Here is a 16597-nt window from a genome sequence, read left to right as displayed (position 1 = left end):
CGCCTTAAAAGAGATTTGGAAAACACTATGACCAATCTGACGCTACAGCAAATCGCCGGGCTGCTGGCCGAGCGCAAGACCTCGGCCGTGGAACTGGCCACCGACTATCTGGCCCGGATCGACGCCCATAATCCGACGCTCAACGCCTTTGTCACCGTCGAGCGCGCCCGGACGCTGGCGATGGCCAAAGAGGCCGACCAGCGCCGCGCCGCCGGTCAGGCCGGTCCGCTGACCGGCGCGCCGATCGCCCACAAGGACATCTTCTGCGCCGACGGCTGGAAGACCACCTGCGGCTCGAAGATGCTGGAGAACTTCATCTCCCCCTACGACGCCACGGTGGTGGCGCGCTGCAAGGAAGCCGGTCTGGTGACGCTGGGCCGCACCAATATGGACGAGTTCGCCATGGGCTCGTCGAATGAAAACTCGGCGTTCGGCGCCGTCAGGAACCCGTGGGACCGGACAGCCGTTCCCGGCGGCAGCTCGGGCGGCTCGGCCGCTGCGGTCGCCGCCCGCCTCACCCCGGCCGCCACCGCCACCGACACGGGCGGATCGATCCGCCAGCCGGCCGCCTTCTGCGGCGTCACCGGCCTCAAGCCCACCTATGGCGTGGTCAGCCGCTGGGGCATGGTGGCCTACGCTTCGAGTCTCGACCAGGGCGGCCCGATCGCCCAGACCGCGGCCGACTGCGCCCTGCTGCTCAATGTGATGGCCGGTTTCGACGAGCGCGATTCGACCAGCCTGGAGCGCCCCGCCGAAGACTACAGCCGCGATCTGGAGCGCCCGCTCGACGGCCTGCGCATCGGGGTGCCGAAGGAATATTTCGCCGAAGGTCTGGCTGGCGACGTCGCTGCCGCCATCGAAGCGGCACTGGCCGAATACCGCAAGCTCGGCGCCACGCTGGTCGAGATCAGCCTGCCCAATACCCGGCTGGCCATCCCGGCCTACTATGTGATCGCCCCGGCCGAGGCGTCGAGCAATCTGAGCCGCTTTGACGGCGTGCGCTACGGCCACCGCGCCGCCGAGTACGGCGACCTGGACGATATGTACAAGAAGAGCCGCGCCCAAGGTTTCGGCGCCGAGGTCAAGCGCCGTATCCTGACCGGCACCTATGTGCTGAGCCATGGCTATTACGACGCCTACTACCTCAAGGCGCAGAAGGTGCGCCGGCTGGTGGCCGAGGACTTCCAGGCCGGTCTGGCCCAGTGCGATGTGATAGCCGCGCCGGTCGCACCGACCGTGGCCTGGGGGCTGGGCGAGAAGAGCGACGACCCGGTCGCCATGTATCTGGCCGATATTTACACCCTGGGCGTCAATCTGGCCGGTCTGCCCGGCATTGCCCATCCGGTCGGCTTTGCCGCCAACGGCCGGCCGATCGGGATGCAACTGATCGGCAACTATTTCGCCGAGGCGCGCCTGCTCAACGCCGCCCACCGCTTCCAGACCGCCACCGACTGGCACACCCGCTCGCCGTCGCTGTAAGGCCCACGCACAAGGACTAGAAGCCAATGAACTGGGAAATCGTCATCGGGCTGGAAACCCACGTCCAGCTCTCCACCGCCTCGAAGATCTTCTCGGCCGCCTCGACCGCTTTCGGTGCGGCCCCCAACAGCCAGGCCAGCGCGGTCGATATCGCCCTGCCCGGCGTGCTGCCCGTGCTCAACCGTGGCGCGGTCGAGCGGGCCATCCGCTTTGGTCTGGCCATCGGCGCCAAGATCAACCGCAAATCAGTCTTCGCCCGGAAAAACTACTTCTACCCCGATCTGCCCAAGGGCTACCAGATCAGCCAGTTCGAGCTGCCGGTGGTCGAGGGCGGCGCGCTGACCATCCGAGTCGGCGACACGGAAAAATCGGTCCGCCTGACCCGCGCCCATCTCGAGGAAGATGCCGGCAAGAGCCTCCATGAAGACTTCCACGGCATGAGCGGAATCGACCTCAACCGCGCCGGCACCCCACTGCTCGAAATCGTGTCCGAGCCCGACATGCGCTCGGCCGCCGAGGCGGTTGCTTACGCCAAGGCGCTGCATTCGCTGGTGACCTGGATCGGCATCTGTGACGGCAATATGCAGGAAGGCAGCTTCCGGGTGGACGCCAACGTCTCGGTCCGCCGCAAGGGTGAAGAGAAATTCGGCACCCGGCGCGAGATCAAGAACCTCAACAGCTTCCGCTTCCTTGAGCAGGCGATCAAATACGAGGCGCAGTGGCAGATCGAGCAGATCGAGGACGGCAGGACGATCCAGCAGGCCACGGTGCTGTTCAACCCCGACAGCGGCGAAACCAAGGTGATGCGCACCAAGGAAGACGCCCACGATTACCGCTATTTCCCCGATCCCGATCTGCCGCCGCTGTTTATCAGCGAGGACTGGATCGCGCGGGTACAGGGCGACATGCCCGAGCTGCCGGCGGCGGTCGCGGCCCGGATGGTCGAGCAGGGCCTGACGCCTTACGACGCCTCGACGCTGACCGCCTCCAAGTCGCTGCTCGACTATTTCCAGGCCACCGTCGCGGCGGGCGCCGAGCCCAAGCTCGCCGCCAACTGGATCATGGGTGAGGTATCGGCCCGCCTCAACCGCGAGGAAAAGGACATCGACGCCTCGCCCTTGTCGGCTCAACGGCTGGCCGGCCTGATCCGCCGCATCATGGACGGCACCCTGCACAACAAGGGCGCCAAGGAAGCATTGCGCCATATGTGGGAATCGGACGCCGACGCCGATACGGTGATCGCCCAGCACGATCTCAAGGCCAATACCGATACCGGTGAAGTCGAAGCGCTGATCGACGGTGTACTGGCCGCCAACGCCGCCATGGTCGAGGAATTCAAGTCGGGCAAGGAAAAAGCCTTCAACGCACTGGTCGGCCAATGCATGAAGGCCGCCAAGGGCAAGGCCGACCCGGCGATGGTCAACGACATCCTGCGCAAGAAACTGGCCGGCTGAGCGGTTGCTTCGCTGAACAGGTTTTCGATTCGATCCGGCTCATGGTTTTCATGAGCCGGATTTTTTATGTCCACCAAGAGTAGGAAAGCATTCGGGCCATCACCGAGCCATTCGCGCATTTCCCGCCAACTCGGAGTCAGCGCATCGAGGTCTCAAGGCACAGACGCGCAGTACCCAGCGAGCTTTGGCGACGACTCCGATCTAAATGGAAATGCGCTGACAGCCATGAAAAAAGCTCCCAAGGGAGCTTTTTTCATTATTTCTGTCACTGACTTTTCAATAACTCAGTGCAGGTTCTATTTCTTGTGTCAGCCGACACCACAGATCAAACATCAATATTGCGCGCCACCAGCGCATTCTGCTCAATGAACGCCCGCCGTGGCTCGACGTTGTCGCCCATCAGGGTGGTGAAGATATCGTCGGCGGCCATCGCATCTTCCACCTGCACCCGCATCAAGCGACGTACGGTCGGGTCCATCGTGGTTTCCCAGAGCTGTTCCGGGTTCATCTCGCCCAGACCCTTGTAGCGCTGGATGCCCAGATTGCGCCGCACCTCGCCCATCAGCCAGTCGAGTGCTTCCTTGAACTCGCTGACGGGTTTCTCGTGGTCGCCGCGCTGGACCCGTGCGTCTTCGCCGAGCAGGCCCGACAGCATATCGGCCGTCTTGCGCAGTTGGGCGTAGTCGCCTGACAGGATGAAATCCTGGTCGATGTACTGCATGGCCACGTTGCCATGGAGCGTCTTGCGCAGCCGCAGCACATAGGCGTCGTTCTTGTCGTCGTGTACCGACTCGATGCCAACCAGCGGATCGGCCAAGGCCGCCCGCAGTGCCTCGACGGCCGCCTGGGCGCCTTGTTCGGTCTTGAGGTCGAGCACCGGAGCGCGCATCAGTGCGTACAGGATGGACGGATCGATCAGACGGCTTTCGCGCTCGATCACCGCTTCGGCCAGCAGATACTGGCGGGCGATCGCTTCGAGTGCTTCGCCCTCGATCACGGCGGCATCGCCACCGGGCACCAGACGGGCGTTGGTCAGGGCGAGCTTGAGCAGATACTGCTTCAGCTCATGGTCGTCCTTCTGATACTGCTCGTTCTTGCCGTGCTTGACCTTATAGAGCGGCGGCTGGGCGATATAGATATAGCCACGCTCGACCAGCTCGGGCATCTGACGGTAGAAGAAGGTCAGCAGCAGGGTGCGGATATGGGCGCCATCCACGTCCGCGTCGGTCATGATGATGATGCGGTGGTAGCGCAGCTTCTCCAGATTGAACTCATCCTTGCCGATGCCGCAGCCAAGCGCGGTGATCAGCGTGGCGATTTCCTGGCTCGACAGCAGCTTGTCGAAACGTGCCTTCTCGACGTTCAGAATCTTGCCCTTGAGCGGCAGGATGGCCTGGAAGCGCCGATCACGGCCTTGCTTGGCCGAGCCGCCGGCCGAGTCGCCCTCGACCAGATAGAGTTCGCTCTGTGCCGGGTCCTTTTCCTGGCAGTCGGCCAGTTTGCCGGGCAGGCCCATGCCGTCCATCACCCCCTTGCGCCGGGTCAGCTCGCGGGCGCGGCGGGCGGCCTCGCGGGCGCGAGCCGCTTCGACGATCTTGCCGCAGATGATCTTGGCGTCGTTCGGGTTTTCCAGCAGGAAGTTCGACAGCGTCTCGTTGATCACTTCCTGCACCACCGGGCCGATCTCGCTCGATACCAGCTTATCCTTGGTCTGCGAGCTGAATTTCGGATCGGGCAGCTTGACCGACAGCACACAGGTCAAGCCTTCGCGCATATCGTCGCCACCGGTTTCGACCTTGGCCTTCTTGGCCAGTTCGGACTGCTCGATATAGGCATTGAGCGTCCGGGTCATCACGGTGCGCAGTGCGGTCAGATGGGTGCCGCCGTCGCGTTGCGGAATATTGTTGGTAAAGCACTGCACGCTCTCCTGATAGGAGTCGTTCCATTGCATCGCCACCTCGACGCTCATGCCGTCACGCTCGCCGATCGCGTGGAACACATGCGGATGCAGCGCCGTCTTGTTGCGGTTCATGTATTCGACAAAGCCCTTCACCCCGCCCGAGAAGGCGAAGTTCTCTTCCTTGCCGGTGCGGCGGTCGATCAGCTCGATGCCCACGCCGTTGTTGAGAAAGCTCAGCTCGCGGATGCGCTTGGCCAGAATCTCGTAATGGAATTCGATATTGCCGAAGGTCTCGGTCGCCGCCATGAAGTGCACTTCGGTGCCGCGATGCTCGGTATTGCCGATGATCTTGAGCGGCTCGACCGGTTCGCCATGACGGAATTCCATCGAATGGACATGGCCATCGCGGCGGATGGTCAGACGCAGCCATTCCGACAGCGCATTGACCACCGACACGCCGACCCCGTGCAGACCGCCCGAGATCTTGTAGCTGTTGTTATCGAACTTCCCGCCGGCGTGCAGGATGGTCATGATGACCTCGGCGGCCGAGCGGCCTTCCTCGGGGTGGATATCGGTCGGGATGCCGCGACCGTTGTCCTCGACCGAGATCGAATTGTCGGGGTGGATGATGACCTTGATCCGGTCGCAATGGCCGGCCAACGCCTCATCGATGGCGTTGTCCAGCACCTCGAACACCATATGGTGCAGACCGGTGCCGTCCTGGGTATCGCCGATATACATGCCGGGGCGCTTGCGGACCGCTTCCAGACCCTTGAGAACCTTGATGCTGTCCGCACCGTAATCGTGTTCGCTCATTGCTTCACCACCTGTTGATCGTTACTGCGCAGCATTGGCGCACCGTTGCGCGTGTTCCTGGAAAAGTTAATTTTCTGCAAAACAGGCGCAAGACGCTGTTATGACTTAACAAGAAAATTAATACTTCAGGCCAGAAACTGGATTTAAATCCGCATCGGCATCACCACGTACTTGAAATCGGCGATATCAGGCACCGTCACCAGCGTGCTGCTGGTGGCATGGTCGCCGAAGCTGAATACCACGGCCTCGTTGTCGAGGTTGGTCAGGACATCGAGCAGATAGCTGATATTGAAAGCCACATCCATCGGTTCGCCCTGGTAGGCGATTTCCAGCTCTTCCTGGGCTTCTTCCTGTTCGCTGTTATTGCACAGGATGCGCAGGATGCCGTTCTCGAGCACCATCCGCACGCCACGGAATTTCTCGTTGGACAAAATGGCCGCCCGTTGCAGCGATTGCAGCAGCTGGCTGCGGTCGAGCGGGACGTGTTTCTGGTTGTTGGTCGGCAGCACCCGCTTGTAATCGGGGAATTTGCCGTCGATCACCTTGCTGTGGATCACGTTGTGACCGAAGGCGAACTTGACCTGGTTGCCGGCAATCTCGACCACCACTTCCTCGTCGCTGTCGGCCAGCAGCTTGTACAGCTCGAGCACGGTCTTGCGCGGCAGGATCACCTCGTGCTGGCCCACATCCTCATCGAGTTCGGCCGAGATAAAGGCCATACGGTGACCATCGGTCGTCACCAGCTTGATCTCGCGGCCGGCGGCGATCAGGAACAGGCCGTTGAGGTAGTAGCGGATATCCTGATGCGCCATCGCGTACTGAACCTTGGACAGCAGGTCCTTGAGCACCGCCTGCTTGAGGCGGATGCTGCTCTTGACATTGGTGTCGATGGCGAGCTTGGGGAAATCCTGGGCCGGCAGGGTTTGCAGGTTGAAGCGGCTCTTGCCGGCGCGCACCGTCAAACGGCTGTCGTCCTGTTCGAGCTGGACCATCACGCCATCGGGGATGGCGCGCAGGATATCCTGGAATTTCTTGGCCGAGACGGTGATCTGGAAATCCTTGCCTTCGGCGTGCTGGATTTCGGTGGTGATCTGGATTTCCAGATCGGTCGCCAGGAAGGTCAGGCGTTCGCCTTCCTTGGCGATCAGGACATTGGACAGGATAGCGAGGGTATGCCGACGTTCGACGATACCGATAACGGTACTGAGCGGTTTAAGGAGCGCGTCGCGGTCTGCTTGTATCAGTAACATAGGGAGTGTGTTTCTGAAAGTAGATTGGTAAAGCGGTCGTCGGCCCCCGGCGACCCCGACGTCGACGCCGCAGCGTCGGACGCGGACCACGGCGGGGCTGGGTCGCGCCGCACTGGTCCTAGTTGCGCAGAATCTGCATCAGCACGTTGTAGTCGTGGCTGAGATTGCTGTCGGACTGCCGCATCTGGGCGATGGTTTTACAGGCGTGCAGCACCGTGGTGTGGTCGCGGCCGCCAAACGCCTCGCCGATGGCCGGCAGAGACAGCTGGGTCAGGTCCTTGGCCAGCGCCATGGCAATCTGGCGTGGCCGGGCGATATCGCGGGTGCGCTTCTTCGAGTGCATGTCCGCGACTTTGATCTTGTAGAAATCGGCCACCGTCTTCTGGATGCTCTCGACCGTGATCAGCTTATTGCCGGCTGCGAGAATATCCTTGAGCGCTTCCTTGGCCAGCTCGAGCGTAATGGTCTGACCGGTGAAGCGTGAATAGGCCAGTATGCGCTTCAATGCGCCTTCGAGCTCGCGCACATTGGAGCGGATATTCTTTGCCACGAAGAAGGCCACATTGGAGTCGAGCTTGAGGTTCTCCGAGTCGGCCTTCTTGTTGAGAATCGCCACCCGCATTTCCAGCTCGGGCGGCTCGATCGCCACCGTCAGGCCCCAGCCGAAACGCGAGATCAGCCGGTCTTCGATCCCTTCGATCTCCTTGGGGTAACGGTCCGAGGTGATGATGACCTGGCGATGGCCTTCGATCAGGGCGTTGAAGGCATAGAAGAATTCTTCCTGGGTACGGTTTTTCCCCGAGAAGAATTGAATATCGTCGATCAGCAGCAGATCGAGCGAATGGTAATAGCGCTTGAACTCGTCAAACGCCTTGTGCTGATAGGCCTTGACCACATCGGCGACATAGCGCTCGGCGTGGATATAGCGGATCTTGGCCTGTGGATTGTGCTGATGCACATAGTTGCCGATGGCCTGAATCAAGTGGGTCTTGCCCAGCCCCACGCCGCCGTAGACGAACAGCGGGTTATAGGCGTGGCCCGGATTTTCGGCGATCTGCATTGCCGCCGCGCGGGCCAGTTGGTTGGCCTTACCGGTCACCAGCGTCTCGAACGAGAAATTGGGGTTGAGCCGGGTGGTTTCATCGGCCGGGGCGATCTGGCGAAAGCCCTGCGGCTTGGCCGGCGTGCTCAGGCGCGGCTCGGCCGGCGCGGTGGCGTCAGCCGGCTGCTCAAGCCGCGGCGAGGGCGTGACGGCGCCGCCCACCTTGAGGGTGATCGGCACCGCACCGTCGAAATATTCGGCGGCAAACTTCTCCAGCCGGGGGAAAAAGCGATCCTTGACGAAATTTAGCGTGAACTGGTTCGGCGCCAGCAGCACGATGGATTCGTCGCCAGCTTCACAGCGCAGCGGCTTGATCCATGTATTGAACTGTTGGGCGGACAATTCCTCGGCGAACCGGGCAAGGCAGCTCGGCCAAAATTGTTCGATCGCTGACATCGTTTATGTGGACTTTTGGGGAGCGCGGCGCTGGAAAACAGAGTCCGACCCGTGCCGCGCGGGTTGATCGGCTCGACATTCTAGTCGCTTTCCCCGTACTTATCCACAGGGCACCCAAAAAAACGCCGTTGACAAATATAGCTTTTTTGCCTTTAATGGCGAGTTTTCCAAGTTCCACCAAGCATCCAGGGGCAACGCCATGAAACGCACTTACCAGCCGTCCGTCGTCCGCCGCAAGCGCACCCACGGTTTCCTCGTCCGCATGCGCACCCGCGGTGGCGCCGCCGTGATCCGCGCTCGTCGCGCCAAAGGCCGTCATCGCCTGTCGGTTTGAGGCACAGGCCGTTGGCCTATCGCTATACCAGGCAGCAACGCCTGTTAAAAACGGATGAATTTTCATCCGTTTTTAGTTTGCGCCAGACCAAGGCCAATGAGTTCTTCCAGCTCTGGCTGCGTCCCAACGGTTTCGACCGGGCCAGGCTGGGTGTGGTGGTTGCCAAGCGCGTGGTACGCCATGCCGTGGGTCGCAATTTCATCAAGCGGACCGTGCGGGAACAGTTCCGGCTCCATGCCCATGAACTGAGCGGCTTTGACCTGATCGTGCGCGCCAAGCGTCCGGTCAGGCGTAGTGAAAGCGCCGCCGCCCGCACTGCGCTGCTCAAGCTGTTCGCTAGGATAGGACCGTGTCGCGCCTGCTGATTCTACTGGTCCAGGCCTATCGCTATACCCTCAGCCCCCTGATCGGGCCCCGTTGCCGTTTCACGCCATCCTGTTCTGAGTACGCCATCACGGCCCTGCGCCGTCATGGTGCGCTACGCGGTGGATGGCTTACAATTCGGCGGCTTTTGCGTTGCCACCCGTGGGGTGGCTGTGGCTACGACCCGGTGCCCTGACGCCAGAGCCTCCCGATCATCGCCCAGGAATCCCCGATGGATACCCGCAGATTTATCCTCTTCGTCGTGCTGTCGTTCGGCATTCTGTACGGCTGGAGCTACTTGCAGCACAGCCAGCAGCCGCAGCGTCCGGCCGTCGTGCAGCAAAGCGGCGCCAACCCGACTGCCGCCGCCACGCCGAGCGTCGCAGCCGCCGCGCCGGCCGATACCAGCCGCCTGCAAAAAGGCAGCCGCGTCCGCATCACCACCGATCTTATCGACGCAGAGATCGACACCATGGGCGGCGACCTGCGCCGTCTGAGCCTGCTCAAGCACGGCCGTCATGAACAGCCCGGTACCCCGCTTGTGCTGCTCGATGAGCGTCCCGACCATACCTACGTCGCCCAGACTGGCCTGTTGCAAGCCAGCCTGCCCAACCTCCCCACCCACCGTACCCTGTTTACCACCAAAGACAGCCAGGTCCGGCTCGAAAACGGCCAGGACAGCGTCAGCGTGCGGCTTGAAGCGGCCGAAGTCGGCGGCCTCAAGGTGGCCAAGATCTATACCTTCAAGCGCAATAGCTATCTGATCGACGTCAAGTACGAGATCCAGAACGGCGGCGCTGCACCGGTTGCGCTGTCGGCCTATTACCGCCTGCTGCGCGACGGTTCCCTGCCCGAAGGCAGTGGCAACGGCTTCTTCGGCACCGCGACCTTTACCGGTCCGGCGGTCTACACCGATATCAGCAAGTTCCAGAAAGTGGACTTCAAGGACATCGACAAGGGCAAAGCCGAATACGCCCATGAAGGTCGCGACGGCTGGGTGGCGATGATCCAGCATTACTTCGCCAGCGCCTGGTTGCTGTCGGCCAACGGCTATCAGAATGTCTGTGCCCGCAACGCCTGCCGCTTCGAGGTCAAGAGCGCCGGTGACGGCCTGTACTCTGCCGGTGCCGTGGTCGATCTGCCGGCCATTCAGCCGGGTACCACCAGCAGCTTCAGCGTGCCGCTGTTTGCCGGCCCGCAGGAAACCCGTCGTCTGCTCGCCGCCGCGCCTGGCCTGGAATTCGTCAAGGATTACGGCTGGACCAGCGTTCTGGCCCGTCCGATCTTCACCCTGCTCGACATGATCCACGGTCTGGTCGGCAACTGGGGTTGGGCGATCGTGCTGCTGACCCTGCTGATCAAGGTGGTGCTGCTGTGGCCGACTGCTGCCAGCTACCGCTCGATGGCCCGGCTGAAGAAGCTGGCGCCGCGGATGAAGCGGCTGCAGGAGCAGTACGCCGACGACCGCATGAAGTTCCAGCAGGCCATGATGGAGATGTACAAGACCGAGAAGGTCAGCCCGCTGGGTGGCTGTCTGCCGATCCTGGTGCAGATCCCGGTGTTCATCGCCCTCTACTCGGTGCTGCTTGCCACGGTCGAGATGCGCCAGGCGCCTTGGGTGCTGTGGATCAAGGATCTGTCCCTGCCCGACCCCTACTATGTCCTGCCGGTCATCATGACGGTGTCGAGCTATGTGCAGACCTTCCTCAACCCGCCTGCCACCGACCCGATGCAGGACAAGATGATGAAGCTGATGCCGCTGATCTTCGGCGTGATGTTCTTCTTCTTCCCGGCCGGTCTGGTGCTTTACTGGGTGGTCAACAACCTGTTCTCGATCGTGCAGCAGTGGCTGATTACCCGGGCGATCGAAAAGGGTGATTCGCCCGCTTGAGTCTGCTGTCCCGCAGCAATGACAATGCCGCCCTTGTGGCGGCATTGTTTTTTATATTTTTGATATTTAGATTTCTGTTTCTTGCACAGATTTTGCAGAAATCTTTAATAATTGGTCTGTCACGGCCAGTTTCGTCTGCCGTGGCACAATCGTCGATCCGTTTCCCGTTCGAGCTGCCAACGTGACCCACCCCGTCCGCGACACCATTGCCGCTCTTGCCACCGCGCCCGGTCGCGGCGGCGTGGGCGTCGTCCGTATTTCCGGCAGCGGCCTGGCTGCCTTTGCCCAGGCCATCACTGGCCGTGCGCTGCGGCCGCGCCATGCCCATTACGCCGCCTTTGTCGACGCCGACGGTGCGGTGATCGACCAGGGGCTGGCGCTGTATTTCCCGGCGCCGCATTCGTTCACCGGCGAGGACGTACTCGAGCTGCAAGGTCACGGCGGCCCGGTGGTGATGAAGATGCTGCTGACGCGCTGCCTCGAACTGGGCGCCCGGCTGGCGGAACCGGGTGAATTCACCCGACGGGCCTTTCTCAACGACAAGCTCGACCTGGCCCAGGCCGAAAGCGTGGCCGACCTGATCGACGCCGGCTCCGAAGCGGCCGCGCGCTCGGCGCTACGTTCGCTCCAGGGCGCTTTCTCCCATGAGATCAGTCAATTGGTCGAACAACTGATCGGGCTGCGTATGCTGGTCGAGGCCACGCTCGATTTTCCGGAAGAAGAAGACGTCGATTTTCTCGAAGCGGCCGATGCACGCGGGCAACTGAGCGGCCTGCAGAGCCAGTTGCAGCGCGTGCTTGCCACCGCCCGCCAGGGCAGTCTGCTGCGCGAAGGGATGCATGTAGTGCTGGTCGGTCAGCCCAATGTCGGCAAATCGAGCCTGCTCAATGCGCTCGCCGGCGGTGAGGTGGCCATCGTGACCGAAATCGCCGGCACCACCCGCGATACGGTGCGCGAGTCGATCGTGCTCGACGGCGTGCCGCTCCATGTGGTCGATACGGCCGGTTTGCGCGAAACCGACGATCCGGTCGAGAAGATCGGCATCGCCCGCACCTGGGCGGCGGTGGAGAAGGCCGATCTGGTGCTATTACTGATCGATCAGCGCGAAGGCATCACCGAACTCGACCGCGCGATCCTGGACCGGCTGCCGGCGCGGCTGCCGCGTATTCATGTCCACAACAAGATCGACCTGAGCGGCGAAGCACCCGGACGTGCGGAAGAGGATGGCCATCCGCTGGTGCGGCTGTCGGCCAAACGGGGCGAAGGCGTCGACGCGCTGCGGCAGGCGCTGCTCGACATGGTTGGGTGGCAGGGCAGCGATGCCGGAGTCTTCCTGGCCCGCGAGCGCCATCTCGACGCCATCCGCCGCGCCGCCAGCCATCTCGATGCCGCCAACCACTGCTGGCATGGCCTCGAACTGTTCGCCGAAGAGCTGCGTCTGGCCCAGAACGCCCTGTCGTCGATCACTGGCGAATTCACGGCCGATGACTTATTGGGGGAAATTTTTGGGCGTTTTTGCATCGGCAAATAATGTTACGTCCAAGGCCATCTTATCCGCTCCGAAAATCGCCTTGAAACCCGCTTGAAACCTAGGTTTCAGTGTCCTAGATTGTCTAAGGAAAGCTAACGAAAGCGTTGGCTTTTCGAGTCCAAGTTTCTGTCCAACGGCAGCTTGGACACCTAAGTCAGCACTACTTGGACTTACGGGGGCATCATGCCACTGACCGATACCGCCTTGAAGGCGCTAAAACCGAAGGACAAGCCCTACACCGTCAGCGACGAGCGCGGGCTTTACGTCGAGGTGTTTCCAACTGGTGGTGTGGTCTGGCGCTATCGTTACCGGCTCAATGGCAAACAGGAAAAGCTGACGCTCGGGAAGTACCCGGCGCTATCCCTGAAGAACGCCAGAATCAAACGCGACGAGGCCGCCACGTCGGTCGCCATGGGTGTGTCGCCAGCCGAACAGAAGCAGCGCGCCAAAGCCGGCAGTCCCGACAACATCACCGTCGCGGCGTTCGCCGAACGTTTCTTCGTCGAGGTCCAAGCCAAGGACCGCAAAGACACACGATTACCCCGCCGCTATCTCGACAAAGACATCCTGCCTTTCATCGGGAAGAAGCTCGTCAAAGACGTGACAACGGAAGACGTGCGCTCGCTAATCTGGCGCAAGAAAGAACACGGTTTCGATGCCGCTGCGGGCGTGGTACGTGGATTGTTGAAGCGCTTGATGGATTACGCCGTGACCTGCGGCCTGATCGCCGCAAACCCCGTTCTAGCCCTGCCAATGCGTCATGTTCATAAGCCCAAGGCGCGAGAACGGACGCTATCTCCCGAAGAAATCCGCATCTTTCTGACAGCAGCGTTCGCCTCCAATATTCGACGGCAATTCAAACTCGCCTTGCACCTGATCTTGCTGACGATGGTGCGCAAGTCCGAGCTGCTGTTAGCACGCTGGGAACATATCGACGTAGGGAAAGGCGAATGGCAGATACCGGCCGAGAACTCCAAAACCGGCAAGCCGCATATCGTCTACTTGTCGCGGCAGGCACTCGGCCTCTTTGAAGAGCTGCGGCGTCTGGCAGGCGGGAGCGAATTCGTTATGCCGGGTCGCGGCACGATTAAACAGCCGTTCGCCCATAACTCCCTGAATACGGCCTTGAAGACCGCCCTACAAGGCCAGGATATTCCTGCTTTCACTATTCATGACCTACGACGTACCGCCTCGACGCTGCTGCACGAAAATGGCTGGCCGGCGGATGTCGTAGAGAAGGCCCTAAACCATACGATTGGCGGAGTACGCGGCATCTACAACCGCGCCGAGTATGCGGACCAAAGACGGGAAATGCTGCAATTCTGGGGCGACTTCATCGACAGCTTGCTGACGGATCAGAAAGTGGTGTTGGGACGCTTCGGAAAAGTGGCGTAACCCAAGAAAATGAAAGTTCCCCATTCGCCAAGATGGGGTGAAGCGGGCCGACAAATGCGCCAACACTTGCCGACCCTGACCATAAACCAAGCTTAGAAGGAGCTTGAATCATGGCTGACGCCGATCATACCGCCAAATGCGACAGCTCGCCCGTCCCGTCCCAATCAGCCCCCATCAACTCCACATCTCATGAAAGGCTGTTGCTTCGACTCTCTTCATCCAAGACGTTACTAAAGCTGATCGCATTAGCGGTAATCGCAGAGGATAAGCCAGCCGACTGGCTGGTTTCGGATGGTTTATCTGGTATCGCTGATCTTTTGGAAGAGGCGGAAGAGGACGCGCGCAAGATGTAAGGGAAACGTTTATAAAGAGAGCCGGGCATAATCTGTCCGGTTTAAGTTTTCCAAGTGCCGCTGAAGAGGGAGGCGCAACCATGCCGACAGCAAAAGCACAGTATAACGCTCCGCCTACTTTAGCTGAGATGATGCAGTCAGAAGAACCTGTCTCGCTCAAAGACTTATCAAAGTCAGAAAAATTAAGGTTATTTTTAAGAGATTTCTATCCACATCAATCCGCCCAAGCTGACGAATTCTTCGGACATCCTGCCGATGAGTTCGTCAACTATTTACTAAGCCAAGCCTATAAGGCAATCCCCCATCTCGATACGGCAAAGCGAGCCTTGGTCAAGCAGGATATAAAGGCCGAACTCCAAGACTTGCTAGATACCTTGACAGAAGCACAGCAAAAGCTACGCAAGCTCTCAACGGACGTGGATAGGCTATTAGGGGTAGAAGCCGACCCTCTGGGATGTGCAGACAAGCTCGGGGAGCTGATTCCCTATGTGCTTCAAGGCCAACAAGCAGTGGCTCAACTTCCCAGGCGCCCCCGTTACGATCAAATGCAGCATGCCATAGCCGTTGAGCTAGCTATTGATGTCTTACGTGCAGCCAGACACTACGGGATTCGTGCATCGGCGACGTTTGACAATATCTATCACGAGTACGCAAGCCCAGCAGTTCAAATCCTGAAAGCCATAGGTGACGACATTGGGCTAGTGCTGGACGAATACACTTGGCGCGACATCATTCTTGAAGCCAAGGAAAAATATCCAGCACTTAAGTAGTAGCAAACGCCCGGAATTTCGGGTGCTTCCCACTGTTATTCGGGCTTCTTTTGCATCGGTATCGTGCAGTCAGAGGGTCAAGAAAGGTTCTTGATCCATGATTCGATGCAACGGAGCCTTGATGCAGCAGTACAACCCCCACCACCATCCCGTCGTCCTTCGCCTCCCTCAAGTCAAAGAACGGGTCGGTTTATCCCGAGCCACGATCTACCTACGCATGCAAGACGGTACCTTTCCTGGTCAGATCAACCTAGGAGGGCGAGCGGTAGGCTGGCTGGAATCAGACATTGACGAATGGCTTGAAGCCCAGATTCAGCAGAGCCGGGCAGCACAAGCCCATAAGAAAAACAGCAAATGAAGGGGAAAGAAATGATGAATTTCAATCCCCGGCTCACAGTAGCCAAGAAACATGATCCCAACATTATCAGCATTGCTGCTCGACACAACCTTCGAGAGCTTCAAGCAGAGCTAGGAGCAACCAGCCATATCGACGTTAATAAAACGCCGCTCAACATGGTACTGGCCGGCCCAGAAACAGCCACAGAAGTTAACGCACAGGCGCGACAGCTCTTACAGGACGCAGGAATTACTAAGCTCAGGAAGAACGCTGTACGTATGGTAGAAGTTCTCATCAGCCTTCCACCACGCACTACGGTACCGTTAAGAGAATTCTTCATGAAGGGGCTGGAGTGGATACGCTCTTTCTTCGGCGTACCCGTCTTGTCTGCGATAGTCCATCTTGATGAGGGGGCGCCTCATATGCATGTCTTGTTATTGCCGTTGAAGGACGGGCGTATGATAGGAAGCGACCTCATAGGCGGACGACAGAGTCTTCGGTTCATGCAAGATAACTTCCATGAAGTCGTCGCTAAGTCTTATGGATTTTCGCGCCCAGTTAAAACGAAACGACTAAACAGCCGTACTCGATCAGCGCTTGCTGAAGAAATCATTCAGGCTATTGAATTCTATCCGGAGAAGCTGCGAGACCCTAGTTTCAGAGAGATTCTGTTGGAGCTGATAAAATCAAGTCCTGAAAGACTAAGCGAACAACTTGGTTTAAACGTTCCCATAGAGACAGGCCAGTCAAAAAGCTTCGTTGCCATAATGACTGCCTCTACAAGACCGAAAAATAAGGCTGGAAGAAATCCTCCTGCTACTTGTAAAAAACCTATAGGGAATGTAGAGGAAGCCAAACAGGAACAGCAACCCTATACCTGTGTAGGGATTTCTGCCGGGAACGAAGATTACATAGAGCAAACCGCAGAACCAATACCGTCGGAACCGCCGTTGTATGAGCGGGTTCCTGATGATCAGCCAGCAAGTTCATGGGACAATGAGCTAGGAGAGTTTCGCGCACCCGTCAAGATTCAAGCAGAAAGTGCTCGTCAAACAGCCCTGCAAGAAATATTGCGAGTAAAACCCCAAAACTGGGATTGGTTTCATCCTGAGAAGATTGATTGAATTTAGATCATATTCAGGATAAGTACTCTTTATGAGTCCAATCCCAATTCCAAATTTGCCGGCAATCAATAAATTCTTCAGCAACATCTAAATCTGAAAGAG

General features: G+C 59.5%; 15 protein-coding genes. 12 read left to right on the top strand and 3 right to left on the bottom strand.

Going from position 1 to position 16597, the window contains the following annotated elements; genetic code table 11:
- Positions 1-27: 27 nt before the first annotated feature.
- Both gatA and gatB read left to right on the top strand, forming a co-directional pair.
- Positions 28-1479, top strand: coding sequence for an Asp-tRNA(Asn)/Glu-tRNA(Gln) amidotransferase subunit GatA (gene gatA, locus ACFOW7_RS13840; RefSeq protein WP_378165226.1), 1452 nt, complete (start codon positions 28-30; stop codon positions 1477-1479).
- Positions 1480-1505: 26 nt separating this feature from the next.
- Entirely contained in the window at positions 1506-2933 is a 1428-nt protein-coding gene (gene gatB / locus ACFOW7_RS13835; protein ID WP_378165224.1) for an Asp-tRNA(Asn)/Glu-tRNA(Gln) amidotransferase subunit GatB, read from the top strand.
- 325 nt (positions 2934-3258) lie between these two features.
- Here gatB and gyrB read toward each other — a convergent pair whose 3' ends face one another.
- The 3 genes from gyrB to dnaA all read right to left on the bottom strand — a co-directional run bounded on the left by gyrB (position 3259) and on the right by dnaA (position 8397).
- A complete protein-coding gene (gene gyrB, locus ACFOW7_RS13830; protein ID WP_378165222.1) occupies positions 3259-5649 on the bottom strand; it encodes a DNA topoisomerase (ATP-hydrolyzing) subunit B in 2391 nt (796 codons plus the stop codon).
- A 143-nt stretch (positions 5650-5792) separates the two neighbouring features.
- Positions 5793-6899: a DNA polymerase III subunit beta gene (gene dnaN / locus ACFOW7_RS13825; protein WP_378165219.1), complete on the bottom strand. Its 1107-nt coding sequence runs from the start codon at positions 6897-6899 to the stop codon at positions 5793-5795.
- A 118-nt stretch (positions 6900-7017) separates the two neighbouring features.
- Positions 7018-8397 carry a chromosomal replication initiator protein DnaA gene (dnaA, locus tag ACFOW7_RS13820; protein WP_378165217.1) on the bottom strand — a complete coding sequence of 460 codons (1380 nt, stop codon included), beginning with the start codon at positions 8395-8397 and terminating at the stop codon, positions 7018-7020.
- Positions 8398-8596: 199 nt separating this feature from the next.
- On the opposite strand from dnaA, the gene rpmH reads away from it, so the two are divergent.
- From rpmH to ACFOW7_RS13770, 10 genes are all read left to right on the top strand, one after another.
- Complete coding sequence (rpmH, locus tag ACFOW7_RS13815; protein ID WP_378165215.1) at positions 8597-8731, top strand: 50S ribosomal protein L34; 135 nt, start codon at positions 8597-8599, stop codon at positions 8729-8731.
- The gene (gene rnpA, locus ACFOW7_RS13810; protein ID WP_378165212.1) at positions 8728-9096 is read left to right on the top strand and encodes a ribonuclease P protein component; all 369 of its coding nucleotides are present in this window, start codon (positions 8728-8730) and stop codon (positions 9094-9096) included. Before rpmH ends, rnpA begins: the two co-directional genes overlap by 4 nt.
- Positions 9081-9290: a membrane protein insertion efficiency factor YidD gene (yidD, locus tag ACFOW7_RS13805; protein WP_378165210.1), complete on the top strand. Its 210-nt coding sequence runs from the start codon at positions 9081-9083 to the stop codon at positions 9288-9290. Before rnpA ends, yidD begins: the two co-directional genes overlap by 16 nt.
- A 36-nt stretch (positions 9291-9326) precedes the next feature.
- Complete coding sequence (yidC, locus tag ACFOW7_RS13800) at positions 9327-10985, top strand: membrane protein insertase YidC (protein ID WP_378165208.1); 1659 nt, start codon at positions 9327-9329, stop codon at positions 10983-10985.
- Positions 10986-11166: 181 nt separating this feature from the next.
- The gene (mnmE, locus tag ACFOW7_RS13795) at positions 11167-12516 is read left to right on the top strand and encodes a tRNA uridine-5-carboxymethylaminomethyl(34) synthesis GTPase MnmE (RefSeq protein WP_378165205.1); all 1350 of its coding nucleotides are present in this window, start codon (positions 11167-11169) and stop codon (positions 12514-12516) included.
- A gap of 183 nt (positions 12517-12699) precedes the next feature.
- Positions 12700-13911 (top strand): tyrosine-type recombinase/integrase, encoded by a 1212-nt coding sequence (locus ACFOW7_RS13790; RefSeq protein ID WP_378165203.1) that lies wholly within the window; start codon positions 12700-12702, stop codon positions 13909-13911.
- A gap of 110 nt (positions 13912-14021) precedes the next feature.
- The gene (locus ACFOW7_RS13785) at positions 14022-14264 is read left to right on the top strand and encodes a hypothetical protein (RefSeq protein WP_378165201.1); all 243 of its coding nucleotides are present in this window, start codon (positions 14022-14024) and stop codon (positions 14262-14264) included.
- 80 nt (positions 14265-14344) lie between these two features.
- Positions 14345-15034: a hypothetical protein gene (locus ACFOW7_RS13780; RefSeq protein WP_378165199.1), complete on the top strand. Its 690-nt coding sequence runs from the start codon at positions 14345-14347 to the stop codon at positions 15032-15034.
- A 121-nt stretch (positions 15035-15155) separates the two neighbouring features.
- Entirely contained in the window at positions 15156-15392 is a 237-nt protein-coding gene (locus tag ACFOW7_RS13775; RefSeq protein WP_378165197.1) for a helix-turn-helix transcriptional regulator, read from the top strand.
- The gene (locus ACFOW7_RS13770) at positions 15389-16495 is read left to right on the top strand and encodes a plasmid recombination protein (RefSeq protein ID WP_378165195.1); all 1107 of its coding nucleotides are present in this window, start codon (positions 15389-15391) and stop codon (positions 16493-16495) included. The genes ACFOW7_RS13775 and ACFOW7_RS13770 overlap by 4 nt, the downstream gene beginning before the upstream one ends.
- Positions 16496-16597 lie beyond the last annotated feature (102 nt).

Source organism: Chitinimonas lacunae (assembly GCF_042650885.1).
Classification (GTDB): domain Bacteria; phylum Pseudomonadota; class Gammaproteobacteria; order Burkholderiales; family Chitinimonadaceae; genus Chitinimonas_A; species Chitinimonas_A lacunae.
Note: the sequence above shows the minus strand (reverse complement) of the source record. Positions and strands in the feature narration are given on the sequence as shown.

Bases quoted from the DNA above. Each gene is read 5' to 3' on its own strand.
- gatA (WP_378165226.1), top strand. From the start codon at position 28: ATGACCAATCTGACGCTACAGCAAATCGCCGGGCTGCTGGCCGAGCGC.
- gatB (WP_378165224.1), top strand. From the start codon at position 1,506: ATGAACTGGGAAATCGTCATCGGGCTGGAAACCCACGTCCAGCTCTCC.
- gyrB (WP_378165222.1), bottom strand. From the start codon at position 5,649: ATGAGCGAACACGATTACGGTGCGGACAGCATCAAGGTTCTCAAGGGT.
- dnaN (WP_378165219.1), bottom strand. From the start codon at position 6,899: ATGTTACTGATACAAGCAGACCGCGACGCGCTCCTTAAACCGCTCAGT.
- dnaA (WP_378165217.1), bottom strand. From the start codon at position 8,397: ATGTCAGCGATCGAACAATTTTGGCCGAGCTGCCTTGCCCGGTTCGCC.
- rpmH (WP_378165215.1), top strand. From the start codon at position 8,597: ATGAAACGCACTTACCAGCCGTCCGTCGTCCGCCGCAAGCGCACCCAC.
- yidC (WP_378165208.1), top strand. From the start codon at position 9,327: ATGGATACCCGCAGATTTATCCTCTTCGTCGTGCTGTCGTTCGGCATT.
- ACFOW7_RS13790 (WP_378165203.1), top strand. From the start codon at position 12,700: ATGCCACTGACCGATACCGCCTTGAAGGCGCTAAAACCGAAGGACAAG.
- ACFOW7_RS13785 (WP_378165201.1), top strand. From the start codon at position 14,022: ATGGCTGACGCCGATCATACCGCCAAATGCGACAGCTCGCCCGTCCCG.
- ACFOW7_RS13780 (WP_378165199.1), top strand. From the start codon at position 14,345: ATGCCGACAGCAAAAGCACAGTATAACGCTCCGCCTACTTTAGCTGAG.
- ACFOW7_RS13775 (WP_378165197.1), top strand. From the start codon at position 15,156: ATGCAGCAGTACAACCCCCACCACCATCCCGTCGTCCTTCGCCTCCCT.
- ACFOW7_RS13770 (WP_378165195.1), top strand. From the start codon at position 15,389: ATGAAGGGGAAAGAAATGATGAATTTCAATCCCCGGCTCACAGTAGCC.